The sequence below is a fragment of the Paenibacillus sp. YIM B09110 genome (genome assembly GCF_037167145.1).
Taxonomy (GTDB): domain Bacteria; phylum Bacillota; class Bacilli; order Paenibacillales; family Paenibacillaceae; genus Pristimantibacillus.
Window position 1 is genome coordinate 144,564 of the sequence record NZ_JBANSP010000015.1, and the last position, 20,997, is coordinate 165,560.

Sequence of the window (20,997 nt, forward strand, 5' to 3'; positions counted from 1 at the left end):
AGGATGTACAACTATGACCCGTGCACAAGGACGCGTAGCCGGTTACTTATTCGTGCTTCCGGCGCTTCTCTACATGATATTTTTTGTCGGGTATCCGATTATCGATAATATTCGATTAAGCCTGTTCGATGTTAACGTGATGAATATTTCCAAGGGACATCAGCCGTTCGTCGGATTCGACAATTACGTCCAGCTGTTCCAAGAAGGCACTTTGCAACAGGTGTTGACGAATACGCTTATTTTCACGCTCGCGTGCCTGGTGCTTCAATTCATCATCGGCCTCGTCTTCGCGCTGCTGTTCAATTTGCAATTCCGCTCCGCCGAGAAGCTCCGCGGCTTCGTCATGATCAGCTGGCTGCTGCCGGCCACGATAACCGCCATGATGTTCAAGTTCATGTTCAGCACCGGCGGCATCGTTAATGACTTGCTCATGCAACTGCGGCTGACGGACAGTCCTGTCGAATGGCTCGTTAGTTCGGGTACCGCGATGTTCACGCTCGTGCTGGCCAATACGTGGATCGGCATTCCGTTCAATATGATTTTGCTTACAACCGGCCTTACGACGATTCCAAAAGATATTTACGAGAGCGCTTCGATCGACGGAGCGACGATGGTGCAACGTTTCTTCAAGATTACGCTGCCGCAGCTTAAGCCCGCGATTATGTCGCTGCTCGTGCTCGGATTCATCTATACGTTCAAAGTATTCGATCTCGTGCTTATTATTACGAACGGCGGGCCGGTCAATGCAACGCAAATGATGTCGACGTTCGCCTATAAGCTCAGCTTCGACCAATTCAAGTACAGCCAAGGCTCGGCCGTCTCCAATGTCATGTTCGTCCTCCTTCTGATCGTTGGAATGGTCTATCTAAGATTGCTTAAGAAGGAGGAGCAGCTATGAAGACGCTTCGCAAGCATTCCCATTGGCTTATGCCGCTGATTAGCATAGTGATCGTCGCCCTCTTTCTTTTCCCGCTGTATTGGCTGGTCGCGACCTCGTTCAAGACGGAGGCGGAAATATTCAGCACGCCGCAAACGTGGTTTCCGCAGGAGTGGCAGTTCAAGTCCTATACGGAGCAATTAACCGGTTCGAGCTTCGATATAGCGGCAGGCTTCCGCAACAGTTTGTTCATTGCCATTGGCTCGCTGCTTATATCAACCTTGTTGTCTATTCCAGCCGCTTACGGCATTGCCCGCTTCCAATTTCCCGGCAGGCATTCGTTTATTTTAGTGTTCCTCGTCACCCAGATGCTGCCGGCCTCGCTGCTGCTGACGCCGCTGTTTATTCTGTTCAAGACGATCGGACTCATCGGACCAAGCTATTGGAGCACCATTCTCGCGAACGCGACGGCTGGCATTCCGTTCTCCGTCATCTTCCTGCGAACCTACTTCGCGACGTTGCCGAAGGAGCTGGAAGAATCGGCGAAAATCGATGGCTGCAACACGTTCACGACATTCATCCGCATTATGCTGCCGATTGCGATACCGGGCGTCGTCGTAGCGATGGTCTTCTCGTTTCTGTTCGCTTGGGGCGACCTGATCTACGGCATGACGTTCATCGGCAAGGAATCTCTGCGACCGATTACGGCAGGCATTTACAACTTCCTAGGATTCCAGAGTACGTCCTGGAACAACACTATGGCTTTCGGCACCGTAAGCATGCTGCCGGTTGCGCTATTATTCATTTTCGTACAGCGTTACATCGTCAGCGGTCTGACGAACGGCGCAGTGAAAGGATAGGGAGACGGAACTCCGATGCCGGGCTTCCGATGATCCGCTTGTTAGCCATAGAAAGAATACAGGATCGCCCCACTAATGGAGCGATCCTGTTTTGTTTTATGCTGTTATTTGTTATTGATTGCCCAGCGCCTTAAGCAAGATAGCTACCGCTTCCGCTCTGGTCGCTTGATCGTTAGGAGCAAACAAGTTGCCTCCGCGTCCCGATACGATGCCACGCTCCCTTACAGCTTCTACGGCTTCTCTGGACCAAGACGGAATATCGTTTGCATCAGCAAAGCTGCCTTCCGCTGCCGATTCTGTCCGTGCAAAACCAAACGCTCTGCTAATCAATACTGCAATCTCGGCGCGCGTAATTTCTGCGTTTGGCCTAAAGCTGTCGTCGTTGTATCCAGAAATGACCTTCGCTTCAACCGCTTGAGCTACCGCCTTCTCCGCCCATGAGCCAATGGACTCCTTATCCGTAAACGATAGGTCAACGCCTTCGTTTTTCCAGTTCAGCGCCTTAGCCAAAATAACGATGAATTCGGCACGGGTAATCGTTTGGTTAGGCTTGAACGTACCTTCCGGATATCCCGTAATGAGCGACTGCCCTACAGCCCGCTTAATCTCCAGCTCCGCCCAGTGTCCGGCAATATCGGAGAACTCGGCCAACGGCTTCGGAATTTCCTTGTTCACCGCGAACACGGCAAACTTTGTGAAATGGTCTACTTGTACCGTTATGAATCCATTATTGACTTCGCCGCCGATTTCAATCCAGCGTTTCTCCGTCTCGTCATAGTAGAACACCGAGACAGTCAAGCTTTCGTCCTGCAGAATCTTCTGATCGAACGCAAATCGAAGCGTTACCGGATTTTTAAAGTTTTCGGTAAAGTTTTTCAGCAGTTCGAAAATCGGGCTGGCGAGCTTTTGAGTGTCCTCGATTAAATTAGCGCTGCCCGGAAGCTTCTCCACCTTAATTTGAATCGGCTGATCCGATGTTTCGCTTGGAATAGAAACCCACACTTCCTCATTCAGCTTGACTTCGCCCGCTTCGTTGGCAGGAATAGCCGTTTCCGCAGTTGTAGGCGTTGCCGTTGGCTCTACTGTTGGTTCTATCGTTGGTTCTACCGGTGTTACGGGAGTCGAAGAGCCCCCGCTTGTCGGTACAACTGATGCGGAAGAATCCGATGGCAGCGAGTCCCCTACGCCATTGCTCGCAACGACCGTAAATGTATAAGCGATTCGATTAACGAGACCGGTTACCTTGATCGGGCTGGCAATGCCGGTCGCCGTCTTGACCGCCTCGCCGCCGCTCCATGCCGTGACCGTATACAAGCTAATATCGCTGCCGTTTCCTGACGGAGCTGTGAATCGTACCATCGCCTCACGGTTGCCTGCCGTCGCCGTTACGTTTGTCGGCTTGGCCGGCGCGCTTGCCGGCGTCTCGGCTGCTGTCGGCGTGATCTCCCCCGACGGATTGGAGGCTAAGGAGTTTCCGACTCCATTGGTCGCAACAATCGTGAACGTGTAAGCCGTACCATTCGCAAGTCCCGTTACCGTTATCGGACTTGATGATCCAGTCGCCGTCTTGACCGCCTCGCCGCCGCTCCACGCCGTAACCGTGTATTCACTAATATTGCTGCCGTTCGAAGACGGCTCGGTAAAGCTTACCTCCGCTTCGCCGTCTCCCGCCGTCGCCGTTACGTTTGTCGGCTTGGCCGGCGCGCTTGCTGGCGTCTCGGCTGCTGTTGGCGTGATCTCCTCCGACGGATCGGAGGCCGATGAATTTCCGACTCCATTGGTCGCAACAACCGTGAACGTGTACGGCGTACCATTCGCAAGTCCCGTTACCGTTATCGGACTTGATGATCCAGTGGCCGTCTTGACCGCCTCGCCGCCGCTCCACGCCGTAACCGTGTAAATACTAATATTGCTGCCGTTTGATGCCGGCTCGGTGAAGCTTACCTCCGCTTCGCCGTCTCCCGCCGTTACCGTTACGCCCGTCGGCTTGTCCGGCGCACTTGCCGGCGTTTCCGGAGCTGTCGGTGTGATCTCCTCCGACGGATCGGAGGCCGAGGAATTTCCGACTCCATTGGTCGCAACAACCGTGAACGTGTAAGCCGTACCGTTCTCGAGTCCCGTTACCGTTATCGGACTCGTTGATCCAGTGGCCGTCTTGACCGCTTCGCCGCCGCTCCATGCCGTAACCGTGTATTCACTAATATTGCTGCCGTTCGATGCCGGCTCGGTGAAGCTTACCTCCGCTTCGCCGTCTCCCGCCGTTGCCGTTACGCCCGTCGGCTTGTCCGGCGCGCTTGCCGGCGTTTCCGGCGTTACCTCTTCAGAAGGCTCGGATGCTGGCGAGTCGCCGGTCGCATTGGTTGCAACTACCGTAAAGGTATACGCTGTGCCATTGTCCAACCCTGTTACGATTATAGGGCTGGATGCTCCGTTAGCCGTCTTTACTGATTCACCGCCGGTCCATGCCGTCACCTTATAATCCGTGTTTATGCTGCCGTCCGGATTATCGGACACATTGAAGCTAACCTCCGCTTCGCCGTCGCCAGCAACCGCGCTAACTTGGACAGGCGCAAGCGGATGAAGCGGAACTACTTCTACAAGCTGGCTCGCTACAGCTGGTGATTGTTTAGCTGTCGTATTGGGCTCTACAACTGCAGTCAGCATTGCAAAACCTAACTTATGCGCCGTCAATTCTCCTGTCGCAGCATCTAAGGAGATGACGCTCTCATCGGAGCTGCTGAACGTAATGCTGTCATTGCCCTCACTGAGAGCAGCAGTAATGACTGCTTCCTCCCCGAAGCTGTACGTTTCCTGCAAATTCGTAAAGCTCACCGTTCTTTTCAGCCAATCCGCGGTCAGCGAAGAGGATAAATTGCCCGTATTGCCCGCTTCCAGCTTGGAAGCTCCTGAGGTGATTGCAATGAATTTGGCTCTGTATAAATCACCGGATGAAGCCGTAATCGTCAACTGCGACGGATCGTCGGCATTGCCGGCAATAACCGCCGGATTGGAGCCTGCTCCTTTATACCATTCGACCGTGTAATCCGTACCATAAGCAAGGGGATATCCGCTTTTGTTTACTACGGAATCCAAATTCGTAACCGACAAAGTAATCGGCGTTCCGTAATAAAAGTGGCTGTCTTCTTCAACATCAGCCTGAACCGAAATGACCGGCAATGTGCTCAGCTCGCGGGAAACCGTTGCGTTGCTGTTCGGATAAGTGCTCGTAGACGTCGTTGTCGTAACTTGTCCATAGTAAGTCTTTCCGGAAGGTTTTAACGTAATATCAACCGGAATTTTGCCCGATGGAAGGAACAGGTATACCGTTCCAATGCTCAATATAGACGTGTCCAGCGTGTGGTCTCCGTAATGTACGGTTACGGCCGTACCGTTCGCAGGAACGGTTGAAACGTCCACCTTAATCGCCGTAGCATATACCGTCTGGCCGTCCTTATTCACAGCCTGCCTGCCATAGAGAAGAGGGATGCCGTTCGTAAACAGTTGACCGCCATTAACGATTACGGTTGTCTTCAGAACATTGTCCGCTCTGTTTGCGGTGGAGGCGTAGCCTGATCCAATCGCATCATAAAAATAACTGGCAGCATTGGTAGGGACCTTGGCTGTAACCGTACCGCCATTAATCGTAACCCGCGTCGTCTTGCCGGGATAAGTCGAATATACGTCGCCGCCGCCTATCGCCGCTGCTGTACCGTTGAATGACGACGCCGTAATGACTCCGCCGTTAATGACGATGTTGCCGCCTGCGCCTCCCTTGCCGCCGCCAATTGCGGCGGCACCGCTGTTGGTCACTCTGAATCCAGCTGTAATCGTTCCGCTATTAATTGTAATGCTGCCCGCCGTTTCCGAAATATTTCCGCCTATCGCCGCCGCGCTGCTATGGCTGCTGGCAGTCAGAGAATGGGTGTCCGAACCATCAATAGAATCGATAATCAGCTCCGTTCCCTCTGGCACGCTAATAGCAGCTTTTTGGGTAGCTCCATTATAAGCAGAAATGGTATTTGCGCCGCTAAGGGTCAAATATGCCTTCGTGCCGTTGCCTTCAATCGAAACGGTCGGAATAGACGAGTAGGCGCTGTCCGACTTGGTTATTGAAGCATTCTCCAGCGTCACATGCTGCTCCACGCCGCCTTTGATCGTCACTACGTTGGCGGAAGATGCGCCCGTAATAATGTAGCCATTCTCATTGTAAGCAGCCGTTCCGCCGCTTGTCGTTTTCCCCGTAACGGTGCCGTCGCCGATTGTAATGCTGCCCTTGGAAATATCCAGCGTCGTTCTCAGCTCGTCGGCGGATGCATGCGGGACTGCCGATGTAAGTAAATTCGCAATAATGGCAGCCGCAAGGCCAAGTCGCAACCAGTTTCCTTTTCTCATTGCGTATGCTCCTCTCATGATTGGGATGTGTCCGGTTCTTCTCTATTCAATCCGCGTAGCGTTAATGACGATTCGGGTATCGCTCGTAATCGTATCTAGGCTTAATAATCCCGTTTCACTGTCATAGCTATAGTTGGCGTACTTTACTTGAATGTCGCCATCCTGTATTTCATAGCCGTCTTGTGCATGCACGTAAAATTGCGCGCTGCCTCCGGCCACGACATCTACTGCAGCTGTCTCCCATACAACGGAGTCGGATGCTACGGGAGTTACCGTCCATTGAGCGGTTTGAACCCAAACATAATAACGATAGTCTGATGCAATCGTATATACATCGCCATCGTAAGAGGCTTTATAACGGATGCTGTAAAGGCTCGGAAACGCATTTTCAATGACATTTCCAGTAACCGAATAGATTTGCTGATTGGTCCCGATTTGAGGAATCCATGTGATATATTCCATTGATTCATCTACGCCATAGATTTTCCCATTCGTCGTGCCCGTCTTGGCTGCAATCGTCGTAAATCCTGACGGCCTCTCCGGCTTTACAACCGTGAAGCTTTTGCTGTAGCTCGCTCCTTGGTAGGAAACGGCCTTTGATTTGCCGCCTTCGTAAACGATGCGAATGGTGTGCTCGCCCGGTAATAGCGCGTTAAAGGTAAAGCTGATAACACCTGCTTTGTCTCCTGTACCCGTAACTCTCGTATAAGAATACTTGGAGCCGTCTTGATAGAACCGCACTGTAGCTCCCTCAATCGGCGTGTCTAGACCGTCGTCTGAGGTCAGCTTTACGGTATACGTAATTGCTCCGGCGGTTGGATCCGGCTGCCTCGTAAACTCCGCCTCCGAGGTAACGCTCAGTTTGGCAGGCACGCTTGGAATGGAACTGCCGCCTTCCTTAGGAGCAAGTGCCGTCTTGACCGCAGAGAACGAGGTGGAACCGATGACCTTGCCGCCGGATACGGCTATGAACTTAGCCTTGTACACATCGCCTTCAATAGGAGTAACAGTTAGTGTCGCCTCGTCCTCCAAATCTCCGGAGATCGGTTCGGAGCCCTTATACCACTGCACGGCATAATCAGTGCCCGGTTGAAGCAGGTAGCCTCCTGCATTAACGACTTCATGGTAGTTGGAAACGGCAAGCACGCTTGTTTTGCCCTCATTTAAATCCGCATCTTCCGGATCGCCATTACTAACCGTAAGAACAGGTGCACTCTTAATCGTGCGGGATGCGATGCCGGGAATAAAAGAACTGCCGATGCCTCCTTCTACGATGTTTACAGTTCCGTAATATACCGTCTCTGCAGCCTCGCGAGTAATCGCAACATCATTAGCGCCTACCGGTAAAAACAGATAAACATATCCGCTGTTCACTAGGTTCGTCTGTACGCTGCCCCCCTCGTACTGTACGTCAACCGCTGTGCCGTTTGCCGGTGCGTCTTCCAGCTTAATGCCTGCTGCATACAACGCCTGCCCCTCTTCATTAACCGGCTGCCGTTTGTATAGAAGAGCGGTAATGTTATTGCTGTCATTGCGATTGACGATATTGCCCCCGTTAATGACCACTGAAGTTGAGCCCTGTATCGATGCCGTATAACTAGAACCGACTTTGCCGTAGCCGATAGAATCGTACGCTGCTGCATTCGGAATTTTTGTTGTGACCGTGCCTCCATTGACAGTTATTGCGGTCGTTTTGCCGTTATAACCGGTAGAGGAGTTGCCGCCCCCTATAGCTGCGGCATAGCCGCCATACGACTCTGCCGTAACCGCGCCGCCGTTAATGACGATTTTGCCGCCAGCTCCGCCTTGTCCGCCTCCGATTGCCGCTCCATAGTTGCCGCTGCGGACAAACTTGGCATTGATTGTACCTTCGTCGATCGTTATTGTGCCTGATGCGGCAGCTTCGTTGCCTCCGATCGCCGAGGCGTAGCCTCCATACCCGTTGGCCGTCAATATATGGCTGTCTGTTCCGTCCACCGTACCGATTGTCAGCTCCGTCCCTTCGGCCACGCCGAGCGCTGCCTTTTTCGGATTGCCGGATGTGAGCAAGCTCGTTCCGCTAAGCGTCAAATGGACGACTGTTCCCGCATTTTCAATCGATATCGGGGATAATCCGTTATAGCCGGTGCTAATTTTCACGTTTTTCAGCTCGATGTCATTGATTCCGCCGCCAATTGTGACCGTATTAACGGTCTCAGAACTAGAGCTGCTTGTAATGACATAACCATTCGCGTTATATACCGCCGCAACCCCTGCAGTCGTTTTACCGGTAACCGTACCATTGCCAATCTTGATGCTTCCCTTCGATAGATCAAGCGTTGTCTTTGGCGTCTGCGCCGATGTGTAGGGAGCCGGGGCGATAAGGGAAAGCAGAAGCGCGATAACACCTACGAACGCTGCCAGCTTGGCACCGCCGGCCTTAGAAGCTGTCCGCAGCTTTGATTGTTGTTGCATAGTCAACATCCTCTCTTTTTATATATAAATAACCCTATACGCATAGTCGGAATTAGAAACAAATAAACAATGCTCCGACGCATTTCCATACTAATCTGCTTATCTCCGCAAGCTATCCATTCATACGGGAAGCGTCTTCCATGGAAAAGGATAGAATATGATCCTAAGATTATCACCCTGGATAACATACGTCCAATAAGCATTTACAGTCGATTAATAGAACCGTTCTATCAACTTCAGCTCTTTATTGATCTCTAGGACGGCCTCGAATATGGAAGGAGCACCGCCTTTGGGCATAATAAGGTTGGTCACCAGCGACAGCTCCGACAATGAAGGAATCGTGACCGGTATGAGCAGTCCATCGTTAATCTCCCGCTTAATGCACAACGTAGGCAAAAAGCTGATACCTTGACGCTCAAGGACAAGCTTCTTCGCCGTCTCCATATTATCGATATGATAATCGATTTTTGGAGGCTGGCTTAACGTTTCGAATAAACGATGAATTTTGGTCCAATTGAGTGATCCGCATTCATAAAAGACGAACGACTCCGACTCCAGCGCTTCGATTGATAACGGCGGCTCATGCAAAAAGGGATGACCTTGATAAACGCATAGTTTAATGGGATCCTCCATAAACCTTACAGATTCCAAAGCCGGATGGGACACGCTCCGCACAAAGCCGAGATCGATTTCTTTGTTCAGCACCTTTTCTATGATGGAATCGCTGTTGTCCGTAATAATTCGAATTTGAAAATTCGGAAAACGTTCCTTAAGCTTCGGCATAACAAGCGGCACTACATAGTGGGATATCGTCTCGGTGCAGCCAAGCCGCAGCGTCTTCACCTCCGCCGTTTTGCCGGACATCAACTGCTCCGCTTTCTTGAAGGACTTGAGCGTCTGCTGGGCGTGGGGTAGAAACATTTCCCCTTTCTGCGTCAATGAGAAGCGTTTCCCTTCTCTGACTAGCAGCTCGACGCCGAGCTCTTTCTCTAGTGTCCGGATTCGAGATGATATAGACGGCTGCGTCAAAAAAAGCGCATCCGCTGCCTTGCGAAAGCTGTTGAAATGAACGACATATACAAAAGCTTCAATGTTTTCAAGGTTCATCTATTCCGTCGCCTCCTCAAGCGGTAGGGTTAGTCTGCAGGGCGATAATCCGACAATCGGATGAGACTTAAGGCCTGCCTTCCGGTTTGCCCATCACATCATTTCAGACTATTATACTATGTTTTATCGGAATTAAAACCATGAAATTCCTAACCTGTTAAAGTTCCTATCAAACTTTAAAGAGAAGATAGGTTGTTTGGTCGTCAATTTCGTTTGAACTGTCCATTGACTACAGAACAAATGTTCGCATATAATGGAAATGAGGTGACGAACGAATGGCTATGAACGCTTATGTAACAGAGCAACAACCTCCCCTGAGGGAGCCGAATGGACTGATTAAAGAATACATAATTCTTTCTTATACGCTTGCCGCCGTGAAGCGCAATCGCTTGGAGCTGGACAAGAAGGCAAGGTCGCTCCGACCGCTCTTTATTCAGGCGGCGAGCATCGTCGTCGCAAGAATCGAAGCCGATCTTGCGCTTGCCGAGCAGTTGCTTCGGAGCATGCATATCGATATGAGCATAGATGTTCCTCTCATGCCGCAAGAACGACTGAACGCCGAGATCAATAATCGTATTTCCTTCTACGTGACGGAGCTGTTCTCCAAGAAACAGTAGCGGACACCGGCACGACAAAAAAGCGGAAGACCGTAAACATTAACGCTGTGCGTTGAAGCCTACGGTCCACCCTAGTTCGGCCAAGCAGCCGCTATATGTTCTGTGAAGACAATGAATCGGCAGATTGCCCTACTATATCTTTTCGTCTATATGCGCCAAGCATCAGCCCCACAGCCGCCAGCTCAATGAAAGTATAGGAGCCCCAACTGATAAGCGGGAGCGATGTAGATGAGATGGGCATAAGTCCAAAGCACATGAGCAGATTCCAAACAAAATGAAAGCCCATTACCGACAACACCCCGACAATAATTCCTTTCGCATAACGATCTCTCAGCTTCAACGCCATGCTGACAATACGCGTAATAAACAAGAATGCCAACACGACTATAATGAAACCGAATACCCATCCCAAGCTGTACACTAGATAAGAATAGAGCACCTCACTGTAATAAAAAGGAAGTTTATCATTCACAGCTCCAAAGCCTTGACCCCACATACCGCCAGCTCGGATCGCTTCAATGGATCGATCTGTGTGATAATGGCTATCCGCATTTGGATATATAAATCCTTTTAATCGCAACCATACATAACTATATCTGTAGCTTCCTTGAACAAGCCATAGCGTGATGGCAGCCAATGCGCCGAATCCGGCTAATACCAGCTTGTATTTCTTGCCGATCAGGATTAGCATCAGGAACGTACCGAAGCAGAAGATGCTGTAATATAACAACGAGGATGTCGTCAGATAGAAGTACGTCGGCAGAAGGAAGAAGAAGACGATATCTCTCAGTAGTCGCGACCTTGACTTTAATCCGCTCAGCTCGGCAGCTCTTTCCCTAGTCAGTATCCCTGCGAAAGCAACCATGAACAGATAAGGAGAAGCGGCAGCAACATTAAAGGTAACCGAGCCGATAATAATCCATTGCTTCGCTCCGTTTATAGCGCTGCCCATTTGACCGGCGGCTGCCAGCAGAACAATCGTGAAGCCGTACAAATGCCAGGAGTAACGCTGCAGCTTGCGATAATCAAAGAAATAGAGGCAAACCATTGCACCTAAGCCCATCATCACGAAAAACAATTTTTTCTCTACAAAATAATTACCCAACCTTTCATTTCCCGTTGCCTGTACCGCCAGCATGGCAACGAGCCCAATGCCGATAAGCATCATGCAGATGCCAAACAACGTCCACTCCATTCTCGGCTTATGCGCTGCATGAAGCTGCTTGCCGATCTGCTCGGGGTCACCCATCTGTTCGATGGCGTCGGCTATGGCGTTTTCCTCGGATACATCACCTGCTTGAAGCCTGTCCTGAACCCGCTCTTCCAGATGACTGAGCATTTCCAACCTAATATCCTCATGCACTTCCTTTGCTTTCACTTTGCCGCATACGCTCTCTAGATATTGCTTGACCAAAGGATGCCGCTTAAGCTCATGGTTCATGCATGCCCCTCCCCGATCACGCGATCCACCGTCGCTCGGAACAAGGACCATTCCTTCTTTTTCTCGCCTAACTGCTTGCGGCCCAGCTCCGTGATCCGATAATACTTGCGCTTGCGCCCGCCCTCTTCGTTCCAGTAGGACTCCACTTGCTGCTCCACCTCGAGCGTATGTAAGATTGGATATAATGTCCCTTCCTTGAACGTGAACACGCCGCCCGAGCTTTGCTCGATCTCCTTCGTCATCTCGTAACCGTACATTTCTTTCCGATCCAGCAGCGTCAGAATAAGGATGACGGTGCTTCCCTTCATTAGCTCTTTATTGATTTTCACTGCAATCCCCCTCATGAGCGAACCAATACATAGATTAGCTATACATCGAATATCTATGTATATACTATTAAAAATCAACCCTTTTTGCAAGCAACTCTTTAAACGGCTTAATGCGACTTGTCCGCCGACGCGTATGCAAGCCCGTCGTACCAACAACCTTCATCTGATCTAAACCAAGATCCTTCAGCGTCCGCATCGCGATCGTCTTCATCAGCTTATCGACGGAAATACCGATCTGCAACCAACTGGCTTGCATTGATCGGAACAGCTGTGAGCGGCATATAGTGAACGGGGATAGAAAGAGGCAGCTTTTCATTCACAAGCCGCCGGGCATGCCGTCCCGATAGACGCCGCTCCATGTTGTCAATGCAACTTACAGAATATTACATGCATTTCCGAACCGCAGCTGTTATATTTATACATAAATGCTGTGCGTCCGCGCAGCGAACGACAGCTAAACGGACAAGAAAGGAGAATCGTTACTTGAACCATCCCTACACGCCTCATCCCGACGAGAAACAATTTGCGATGTTGGCCCACGTCATTGCCTTCGCTGGGTTCATCATTCCGCTTGGCAACATTATCGGCCCGCTCATCATTTGGCTGATCAAGAAGGATCAATCGCATTACGTGGACTTCCACGGCAAAGAATCGCTGAATTTCCAAATCAGCATCATGATCTATGGCGTTATATCCGCTATTTTGTGGCTGATCGTCATCGGCATTGTTGCATCAATCGCCGTCGGTATCTTCTGGCTCGTATTGACGATTATCGGAACGATCCGCGCTACGGAAGGACAGTACTACCGTTACCCGCTCACGATTCGGTTTTTTAAATAGCCAAAAAAAAACGGATTCTCTCGACAATCGAGGAATCCGTTTTTTTTATTCTGCTACTTCGGCAATTGCGCCGCATATTGCTTGCGCAGAGCATGCAGCTTATCAAGCTTGTCGAGCGCTTCGCGGCCGCGGCGCTTCGTAAGACCGACCGTCAAGGCGTCGATCAGCGCGACAGGAGCGGTCATCGAGTGAAAGCCCTCCAGCTCGCCGCGGTCCAGCTGCAGCACGATATCGCTTTGCGCCAGCATGTCCGATACGAGCAGATCGGTCACGAGCACCGTCGTATAACCCGCTTCGCGCGACTGCTCAAGCAATACCGTCAGCTCAGGCGACCGCCGCACGAAACCGAACATAAGCACCGTATCGCCATCTCCTGCCTGTGCCAGCGACTCAAGCAGCTCGCTCCCGCTTCCCGCCATGCCAATGACCCTTACGCCTAGCCGGTTCATACGGAACTTCAACAGCTCCGTTAAGCAGACGGAAGCTCCCGTTCCGAATACATAGAGCGTACTCGCTCGATCAATCGCCTCAACGGCTTGTTCGAACTGCTCCCTCTCCACCCGCTTCGACGTTTCCTCCGCGTTAGCCGAAGCAATGCCCATCATTTCCGTCACGATATCCGCTTCTTCATGCTCGACCTTGCTTAAGATCGACTTCATCTTGCGCGCCGGTGTTGCATGCTCATTTTGCAGCAAGCTTTTCTTGAACGCCTTTAGGTTCGGATAACCGATCGACCGCCAGAACCGGGAGACAGTAGCCGTGCTGACGCCAACAGCTACCGCGATATCCTCCTCCGTGCAATACGGGATATGCTGCAGTGCGCCCGCTACGTAATTGGCAATCGCCTGCTGGCTTTTCGACATCGACTCCAAATCCATCTCCAATTGAAAAGAAGTTGCCATCCTGGTTTCCACTCCCTCTTTCTACTTACATGGATTATAGCAAATGATTTTCAATTATGAAAGTTTTCTTTCACATGTACATTAGATGAAATTTATTTTACACAAACCATACAATTTGTTGATGATCCGATAACAATTGATCCCTATATTAGGGAGGAATCTAATTCGAGGAGGAATTACAATGGTTTCTGCGCCAAGGCGCCGATACGAGCTTACGCAATCCCAAAAACTGATGGTGTTCATACTCGCGATGTCGCTTTACGGAATTTCTAATATGTTCTCCGAGCTTATTCCCGAGCTCAAGCTCGGGCCGATTGAAATTAAGGTCGAATATTTCGCATTCATTCCTTTGACGCTTTGCATCTTGTTCAACCCGCTGTACGCCGCCCTGGGCGCCTCCTTCGGCGAAGTCATCTTCGGTGAGCTGCTGCTGGGCCAATTCGGCGGTCTTGGCGAGCTGGAGAAGTTTATCGAGTTCACTCTTGCGATGTACATAGCCGGCCTGCTCGTAAGCGATCCGCGCAACCGCAAGCAGCTTGCGCTCGCTTCGTTCGTTGCCGTCGGCATTGACCAAATGCTTAGCGCGATTGTCGATATTAGCAAAGTATGGTTCGGCATCGAAGAGCTGGAGGCCGTTCCCGGCATTCCAGAGAGCATCGTGTTAATCGAAGGTCTCAGTTTCTTGAATGCAATGGTCATTACAGGCGTCCTGTTCTCCTTGCTTCCTACGCTGTATCTTGTACCGCGTCTGTACGGCAAGATCGAGCCGCTGCTTGGCATGAAGCCGCGCGACAGCCGCGTTCAGATTTCATTCGGACAGCTTATGACGCCTCGTCTGCTCATTACGTCCATCCTGTTCGTCTTCATCGGCGTAACCGGCGAGTTCTTATCGGAAGCCGACATTAATATCGCCGTATGGGAGCCGGAGTTCTTAGAGCAGTACGGCAGCGGGTTCATGTGGGTAAGCGTTGGCGCTGCGGCGCTGATTCTGATTGTCACCTTATTCGCAGCCATTCGGGCCAAGTCCAAAACAAGTCAATCTCCGGAGGGAAAACAGATTTGAACGCACATCGGAACGACAGACAACAGGAGGGGCCGCTAACCGCGGCTCCTATCATCGAGCTGCAAGAGGTTAACTTTCAATATCCCGGTGCAGAGGTCATGGCACTCTCACATATCCATCTTACCGTACAGCCAGGGGAGTTCATTGCCATAGCGGGAACGAACGGCAGCGGAAAGTCGACGCTATGCAAATGCCTCAACGGACTGATCCCGAACTATTACGTTGGCGATCTTAGCGGCTATATTCAAGTCGCCGGTCTAATCGCCGAGAACGAATCCGTATCCTCCCTTTCTCGCAAGGTGGCCTACGTCTTCCAAGACTTCGAGAATCAGCTGGTACGCCCAACCGTCTATGACGAAGCTTGCTTCGCGCCGCTTAACTACGGCTTCGCGGACTACCGTGAGCGTGCTGCCCGCGCTCTAGCGATGCTGGGATTGGAGCCTTTGAAGGAGCAATGGATATGGCAGCTTAGCGGCGGGCAAAAGCACTTGACGGCGCTGGCCGGCGCTTTATCGCTTGATCCCGATATTATTATCGTCGACGAGCCCGTCGCTCAGCTCGATCCCTATCACGCTAGACTTATTTACGACAAGCTTAAGATGCTGAACGAGCAATATGGGAAAACGATTATCGTCATTGAGCATCATACCGAGTTCATAGCCGACTATTGCAGCAAAGTGGTGCTTATGGACAGCGGCACGATTCGTTGGGTGAAGCCAGTTCAAGAGGCGCTGTCTGCGGTTGAAGAGCTGGAGGCTCTTCATATATTGCCTCCGCAAGTTACGCTCGCGGTTAGGGAGACAGAGGCGAATCGACAACAGTCCCCACTCTATCCGATTACAATCCCGCAAGCCGTAGATTATTATCGCGCGAAGCTGCCTCGGAATCCGGATCACACCATATTCGATAAAGCTCAAACCGAGGATAACAGCCCATCTATTCCAGTTGCTGCTGCAGCAGTACCGCTCGTCCATTTCGATAACGTATCCTATGGTTACAAAACGATCACTCGAACCTTGCATCCCGTCCTTCGCGGCATCGATCTCTCCATCCATGAAGGGGATCGCATTGCGCTAGTTGGAAACAATGGAGCAGGCAAATCGACCTTATTGAAGCTCATATCGGGCATTCGGCGCCCGAATGAAGGTTCACTCTCGGTATGCGGTCATCTTACGAAGCATACTTCGCCAGAGACGCTATCCGACTACGTGTCCTATATTTATCAAAACCCGGAAGAGATGTTCATTGAAGATACCGTCCGCAAGGACGTCGAATATTTTCTCAAAGCCCGCAGCACCGAGGATTACCGTCCCTTTGTGGATGAAGTGCTGGAGCGGCTGCGACTCACTCCGCTGCAAGACCGGGATGGCCGGCTGCTCAGCGGCGGTCAGCAGCGCAGGGCAACACTGGCGATCGGGCTCGCCATGCAGCCTACCGTCATGCTGCTTGATGAACCGACGGCAAGCCTCGACGCATCCAGCCGCCGCGAGATGACTGCCATGCTGAATCAGCTGCAGGGGCGAGTGAAGGCGACGATCATCGCCACGCATGATATGCAGCTTGTCGCCGAGTGGGCGAACCGTGTCATCGTCATGCATAACGGCCAGGTTGCGCTCGACACCGATCAGCAGTCGCTGTTCGGCCATACGGCCGTGCTGGAGCTTGCGGGACTCATCGCTCCCCAGATCGCCCAGCTCAGCTTAGCGCTGGATTTACGGCCTCCTTCCTTGTCCGTGGACCATTTTGCCGCTCGTATACATTCGCTTATGGGGCAACATTACACTCGAGAGGAGGCTGCCTCCATTGGAACTGGAAGCCATTAAACAAAACATGCTCGACAAGCTAAGCGTAGAGCAAATCAAGATTGAGCTGATGCGCACTGCCTTCGGGCGTCAGTCCGTCCTGCTGTCCCGCTTCGACCCGCGCATCCTGATCATTTGGTACTCGTTCTTTGCCGTGGCGCCTTGGTTTTTCCACAACAAAACCGTATTGCTCGGCATGCTCATTCCGATGATTTTTCTTACGATCTCGTCCAAAGTCAGCCCGCTCGTACTTATCATTATGGGCATCGGCCTTGTCAGTGAGATCGCTTATATTTTATTCGGCTCGCTCCTGTTCGGAGGAAGCTTGGAAGCCGTCTGGCCCTTATTGACGCTAACGCTGAAAATACTCATCATATCGCTCGCCAGCATTGCGGTCTTCTCCAGCATGGATCCGGAAAAGCTCAGTGATGCTTTGCTCAGCATGGGGATGCCGGCGCAGTTCAGCTTCGGCGTTTCCTATGGCTACCGCATGCTGCCGATCCTGATCGAGGAGTACCATAACCTGATTCACTCGTTCAGGCTGCGCGGCCGTTCGCCACGCAAGAAAGGTTTCCTGAAATGGCGGTCAATCGTCTATATGGGCAAAATCGCGGTTTGCGCTTTTTATCCTCTGATCTTGAACACAGCCAAGCGTACGCGCACGACCGTAGAAGCCTTGGAGGTACGCGGCTTCACGTATGCCCTGATCAGCCCGGACGCTAAGCGGTTGAAGCTTGCTTACTTGCGTGTGAAGCCGCTGGATTTCGTTTTCCTAGGCTGCTCGGCGCTTTATATGATCGCATTGTTCGCTTTTGGCCACATGTTCGTCTTGTAATCAAATCAAACCAACACCACATTTATAGATTGGAGATATAACAATGAACATCGATTTGCATACGCACGGCAAGCTAGCCAAAAAAACGGATTTTTCGATGGATTACTTCCTATCGATGACACGCGAAGCGAAGGAAAACGATCTGCAAGCGGTAGCTCTGACCGAGCATTTCAATACGCGCAATTTCTTCGACATGCTGGATCAGCTCGATCGCGAATTTGAATATAACGGTGACCACTATGTAGTAAGCGGCCTTAAAGTGTTCTCGGGCATGGAGGTTGACGTTGCCGAAGTTGGCCACATTCTCGTTATCGGCAACCGTGCCGATATTAGGGATCTGCGCGGGCAGCTGGAGCCTTATAGCGGCAAAGACAGCTTTATCCCCTTTAAGGAGCTGCTTGATCGCACGGATAACTATGACGTTCTGCGTATCGGCGCTCATCCAATGCGCGAGAGCACGCCGCTAACCCATCACGATCCGCTCCAGCTGCAGCGCCTCGATGCGCTTGATGTGAACGCTAAGGATTTGTTCCAATACGGCTTCGGCATGGAGGGTGAAGTGCGCCGTTTCGCCGACCAGCTTGGCTTGCCGGCTTGCGCGGGAAGCGATTCGCATCAGCCGCTGCAATTCGGCAGCGTCTACAACCAGCTTCAAGCGGATTGCGACACAGCAGCGCAGATTCGCGATGAAATCCGTGCAGGTCGCTATAGTCTTGAGATTTCACAATGCCTCAATGTAAAGGTGAAGGCAGCGCAAATGATGAAGGAGCTGCTCAAGAAATCAATGGTGGTTGCGTGACAACCGAAAAAGGCAGGGACAGCGGTTATCCGCGTTCCCTGCCTTTCCTATTTTTACATGCCAGTTGGCGACTTGAATAGCTGAACGAGCTGCTCCAACGTGATTGTTTCGGTTGGAACTTCGTACTTCAGCTCCGGCGATTTGTTCAAATCCGTGTAGCTGACGTTCATATGCAGTCCCAGGTTCAGCTTCTTGCCCTCTTCCTTATCGCTTACCTTAACCGCCAAGTCCATCCCTAAATAAGCTAGATACTCGTCCTTAATCGCTCCAGTTGCTTTGAAGAGGTCGAGGGTAACGTCGTTTTTCAACATATCGAGCGCCTTCGCTTTGCTTGCATCCATTTCGGATTTCATTTTCTCGACATCTGCCTTCTCCAGCTTCAAGGCCGGCAGGGCCGCCTCGTTCGCTAGCAGAACATCGATCAGCTTCGGCAGCGTCTGATTAACAAGCGTTTCAACCGTCTGCACATAATTGCTGTCATTGATTTCGAATTGAACGATTTGGTCCGCCTTCATATCCTTCGGCAAACCCGCATCAGCACCTTTCGGCTCGCTGAAATACGTCTTCTCGTCGAATGACTCGAGAAGCGTGCTCACTGCTTCCTTGCCAAGCTTCTGCTGCGCTTCAACATCCATCTCCGTTACGTTCTCTTGCTCCGCTGAAGCTGAAGCTTGGGTTAAATCGAGCTTCATGTATTTATCCTTAATCGCTTCGGGCAACTGCAGCATCGGAATTTGCGGAAGCTTCACGTAAAGCGCATCCTTTGTCATAATCATCGGCACGCTCAGCTTCATTTCCATGTCGCCGGGAAACACGATTTCCATATCCACGTCCATTTGCATCGGATCTTTGCGATACACGCCATCTATGGTAATCTTCGCATCTTTCAACATGCCGACAAGAGCTGCCGCTACAAGCGTATTAGGCTGCGTTGTCGCGCCCCCCGTCCATTCCAAATCATCGATGTCGACATCCATATGAATGGCGTAGGAGTCAGCCGCCGCATTGTTGCTCAGAGCTTTCAAGAGCGCTTCCTTAGGCGGCGTGCTGGAGCTGCAGCCCGCTATGGCGAAAATCGTTACCGCGATAAGCAGCAACGTTAATTTTTGAAATTTGATCATTACGAAGTTCCCCTCCGCCCATTAGTTCAAGCACCTCCATTCTATACTAATAACCTGATCATTTGAAGCGCATAGGAAAAAAACCGTTCCGAAGGACTCGAAACGGTTCCAAAGTAATATTCCAAAAGCTGCTGCGGGCGAACGGTTTTATTTGTTCATCTCGCTGCCGAGCTAGCTAGCCTTGCGGATTGTTATGCGACACATGATTATGCTGCTTGGTCTTCTTGGATCCTGAATTCGGGGCTTGCAGGCCGCCGCCGGATCGTTGCTTCTGCTGCTGCGTATTCGCTTCTGGTACCGGAACGCTATCTGGCTTGCTCAATCGTATAACCCCCTTCTTCCAAGCTTGTTAGTTGCGCTGATGCTCCAAGTCGGTAGGTTGATCGAAATTCAATGAGTCTTGATGACGGCGATCGTTCTTGTCCTGCTGCAGCTGTTGCGCATGATGGCTGTTAACCGGCTCGGTCTCCAGCGCCTCAACGACGTTCTGCAGGTTTTTGTCGGCAGTGCCCTTTGCTTTCGTCATAGCAGCGTGTCTCCTTTAGGCATGCGTCAATTGCTGCAGTGCTTGTGCGCACTCATGCAAATGACGCTTATAATCGTGTATCAGCTGCTGCATCATATCGGTGCGCTCGTCGACAGCCACTTTGTCCTTTTCCACATCGACCAGCTCCACCAGCACCTCGCGGCTATCCACGTAGGAAACCTTGAAATCGAACGTATACATTTGATGACCTGCCGAATGAATCGTTACGCGCAGCGCTTTCGCGTCTGCTTCATCGGGGAATACCTCGCACTTATCGGAGCTGTTCATCGTCTCCGGCAGCGTATTGCGCCAAGCCTCGGCAAGCTGCTCAGGACTCGTGCGAAGCTCGTCTATTTTAGCCATGATTGAAGCACCTCCACATCGATTAAGATGCGAAGAATGACGATGTTTTATACGATGAAAAAACGCCTAAGCGGCTAGCGCTCAGGCATTGTCATTTGTTGTTGGAATATAAAAAACGATTCCTTTTCAGGAATCGGCTTGTTTTTTGTATATGGCGGAGAGGATGGGATTCGCTCCGTCGCTGCGTAAAGGTGCTAATCTGCACCTTTACGCTTATTGCGACTATCACGCCGGGGCCTACGGACATGCCTTGGGGCATCTCCGCTTCACGGCCCGTTCGAATCCCATCCCTCCATACACAAAAAAACGATTCCTTTTCAGGAATCGGCTTGTTTTTTGTATATGGCGGAGAGGATGGGATTCGCTCCGTCGCTGCGTAAAGGTGCTAGTCTGCACCTTTACGCTTATTGCGACTATCACGCCGGGGCCTGCGGACATGCCTTGGGGCATCTCCGCTTCACGGCCCGTTCGAATCCCATCCCGCCATACACAAAAAAACGATTCCTTTTCAGGAATCGGCTTGTTTTTTGTATATGGCGGAGAGGATGGGATTCGCTCCGTCGCTGCGTAAAGGTGCAAGTCTGCACCTTTACGCTTATAGCGACTATCACGCCGGGGCCTACGGACATGCTTTGGGGCATCTCCGCTTCACGGCCCGTTCGAATCCCA

19 protein-coding genes are annotated in these 20,997 nt (G+C 51.3%); 8 read left to right on the plus strand and 11 right to left on the minus strand.

The annotated features are described in order from the left end of the window. Positions 1 to 13: 13 nt before the first annotated feature. Together V8F51_RS21065 and V8F51_RS21070 are read left to right on the plus strand one after the other, a co-directional pair. Positions 14 to 898, plus strand: coding sequence for a carbohydrate ABC transporter permease (locus V8F51_RS21065; protein WP_337102423.1), 885 nt, complete (start codon positions 14 to 16; stop codon positions 896 to 898). Beyond that, on the plus strand, positions 895 to 1,737 hold the full coding sequence (locus V8F51_RS21070) for a carbohydrate ABC transporter permease (protein WP_337102424.1): 843 nt from the start codon (positions 895 to 897) through the stop codon (positions 1,735 to 1,737). The genes V8F51_RS21065 and V8F51_RS21070 overlap by 4 nt, the downstream gene beginning before the upstream one ends. A 111-nt stretch (positions 1,738 to 1,848) precedes the next feature. Here the strand turns inward: V8F51_RS21070 and V8F51_RS21075 are convergent, their stop codons facing one another. The 3 genes from V8F51_RS21075 to V8F51_RS21085 all read right to left on the minus strand — a co-directional run bounded on the left by V8F51_RS21075 (position 1,849) and on the right by V8F51_RS21085 (position 9,690). After that, positions 1,849 to 6,129: a fibronectin type III domain-containing protein gene (locus V8F51_RS21075; RefSeq protein ID WP_337102426.1), complete on the minus strand. Its 4,281-nt coding sequence runs from the start codon at positions 6,127 to 6,129 to the stop codon at positions 1,849 to 1,851. Between the two features lie 42 nt (positions 6,130 to 6,171). Continuing rightward, positions 6,172 to 8,583, minus strand: coding sequence for a hypothetical protein (locus tag V8F51_RS21080; protein WP_337102427.1), 2,412 nt, complete (start codon positions 8,581 to 8,583; stop codon positions 6,172 to 6,174). A gap of 213 nt (positions 8,584 to 8,796) precedes the next feature. Continuing rightward, the gene (locus tag V8F51_RS21085) at positions 8,797 to 9,690 is read right to left on the minus strand and encodes a LysR family transcriptional regulator (RefSeq protein WP_337102428.1); all 894 of its coding nucleotides are present in this window, start codon (positions 9,688 to 9,690) and stop codon (positions 8,797 to 8,799) included. 275 nt (positions 9,691 to 9,965) lie between these two features. Here V8F51_RS21085 and V8F51_RS21090 point away from each other — a divergent pair, with 275 nt between their 5' ends. Continuing rightward, entirely contained in the window at positions 9,966 to 10,307 is a 342-nt protein-coding gene (locus V8F51_RS21090; RefSeq protein WP_337102430.1) for a hypothetical protein, read from the plus strand. A 91-nt stretch (positions 10,308 to 10,398) separates the two neighbouring features. Here V8F51_RS21090 and V8F51_RS21095 read toward each other — a convergent pair whose 3' ends face one another. The 3 genes from V8F51_RS21095 to V8F51_RS21105 form a co-directional block, all read right to left on the minus strand. Then, on the minus strand, positions 10,399 to 11,748 hold the full coding sequence (locus tag V8F51_RS21095; protein ID WP_337102432.1) for an FtsW/RodA/SpoVE family cell cycle protein: 1,350 nt from the start codon (positions 11,746 to 11,748) through the stop codon (positions 10,399 to 10,401). Continuing rightward, the gene (locus V8F51_RS21100) at positions 11,745 to 12,077 is read right to left on the minus strand and encodes a PadR family transcriptional regulator (protein ID WP_337102434.1); all 333 of its coding nucleotides are present in this window, start codon (positions 12,075 to 12,077) and stop codon (positions 11,745 to 11,747) included. The genes V8F51_RS21095 and V8F51_RS21100 overlap by 4 nt, the downstream gene beginning before the upstream one ends. Before the next feature lie 67 nt (positions 12,078 to 12,144). Then, on the minus strand, positions 12,145 to 12,333 hold the full coding sequence (locus V8F51_RS21105; protein WP_337102436.1) for a hypothetical protein: 189 nt from the start codon (positions 12,331 to 12,333) through the stop codon (positions 12,145 to 12,147). 227 nt (positions 12,334 to 12,560) lie between these two features. Between V8F51_RS21105 and V8F51_RS21110 the strand changes: the two genes are divergently transcribed. Then, complete coding sequence (locus V8F51_RS21110) at positions 12,561 to 12,917, plus strand: DUF4870 domain-containing protein (protein WP_337102437.1); 357 nt, start codon at positions 12,561 to 12,563, stop codon at positions 12,915 to 12,917. 53 nt (positions 12,918 to 12,970) lie between these two features. Here the strand turns inward: V8F51_RS21110 and V8F51_RS21115 are convergent, their stop codons facing one another. Next, positions 12,971 to 13,819, minus strand: a complete 849-nt coding sequence (locus V8F51_RS21115) for a MurR/RpiR family transcriptional regulator (protein WP_337102439.1) — start codon at positions 13,817 to 13,819, stop codon at positions 12,971 to 12,973. A gap of 181 nt (positions 13,820 to 14,000) precedes the next feature. Between V8F51_RS21115 and V8F51_RS21120 the strand changes: the two genes are divergently transcribed. The 4 genes from V8F51_RS21120 to V8F51_RS21135 are packed head-to-tail and all read left to right on the plus strand — an operon-like array spanning position 14,001 to position 18,318. Further along, the gene (locus V8F51_RS21120; protein ID WP_337102440.1) at positions 14,001 to 14,882 is read left to right on the plus strand and encodes a cell division protein FtsQ; all 882 of its coding nucleotides are present in this window, start codon (positions 14,001 to 14,003) and stop codon (positions 14,880 to 14,882) included. Continuing rightward, entirely contained in the window at positions 14,879 to 16,705 is a 1,827-nt protein-coding gene (locus V8F51_RS21125) for an ABC transporter ATP-binding protein (RefSeq protein WP_337102442.1), read from the plus strand. Before V8F51_RS21120 ends, V8F51_RS21125 begins: the two co-directional genes overlap by 4 nt. Beyond that, positions 16,686 to 17,519: an energy-coupling factor transporter transmembrane component T family protein gene (locus tag V8F51_RS21130; RefSeq protein WP_337102443.1), complete on the plus strand. Its 834-nt coding sequence runs from the start codon at positions 16,686 to 16,688 to the stop codon at positions 17,517 to 17,519. Before V8F51_RS21125 ends, V8F51_RS21130 begins: the two co-directional genes overlap by 20 nt. Positions 17,520 to 17,562: 43 nt before the next feature. Then, entirely contained in the window at positions 17,563 to 18,318 is a 756-nt protein-coding gene (locus V8F51_RS21135) for a PHP domain-containing protein (RefSeq protein ID WP_337102444.1), read from the plus strand. 53 nt (positions 18,319 to 18,371) lie between these two features. On the opposite strand, the gene V8F51_RS21140 is transcribed toward V8F51_RS21135, so the two are convergent. The 4 genes from V8F51_RS21140 to V8F51_RS21155 all read right to left on the minus strand — a co-directional run bounded on the left by V8F51_RS21140 (position 18,372) and on the right by V8F51_RS21155 (position 20,328). Further along, complete coding sequence (locus V8F51_RS21140) at positions 18,372 to 19,439, minus strand: hypothetical protein (protein WP_337102445.1); 1,068 nt, start codon at positions 19,437 to 19,439, stop codon at positions 18,372 to 18,374. A 175-nt stretch (positions 19,440 to 19,614) separates the two neighbouring features. Then, complete coding sequence (locus V8F51_RS21145; RefSeq protein WP_337102446.1) at positions 19,615 to 19,761, minus strand: small acid-soluble spore protein P; 147 nt, start codon at positions 19,759 to 19,761, stop codon at positions 19,615 to 19,617. Between the two features lie 27 nt (positions 19,762 to 19,788). Continuing rightward, positions 19,789 to 19,965: a hypothetical protein gene (locus tag V8F51_RS21150; protein ID WP_337102447.1), complete on the minus strand. Its 177-nt coding sequence runs from the start codon at positions 19,963 to 19,965 to the stop codon at positions 19,789 to 19,791. Between the two features lie 15 nt (positions 19,966 to 19,980). Continuing rightward, positions 19,981 to 20,328, minus strand: coding sequence for a hypothetical protein (locus tag V8F51_RS21155; protein ID WP_337102448.1), 348 nt, complete (start codon positions 20,326 to 20,328; stop codon positions 19,981 to 19,983). Between the last annotated feature and the right edge of the window lie 669 nt (positions 20,329 to 20,997).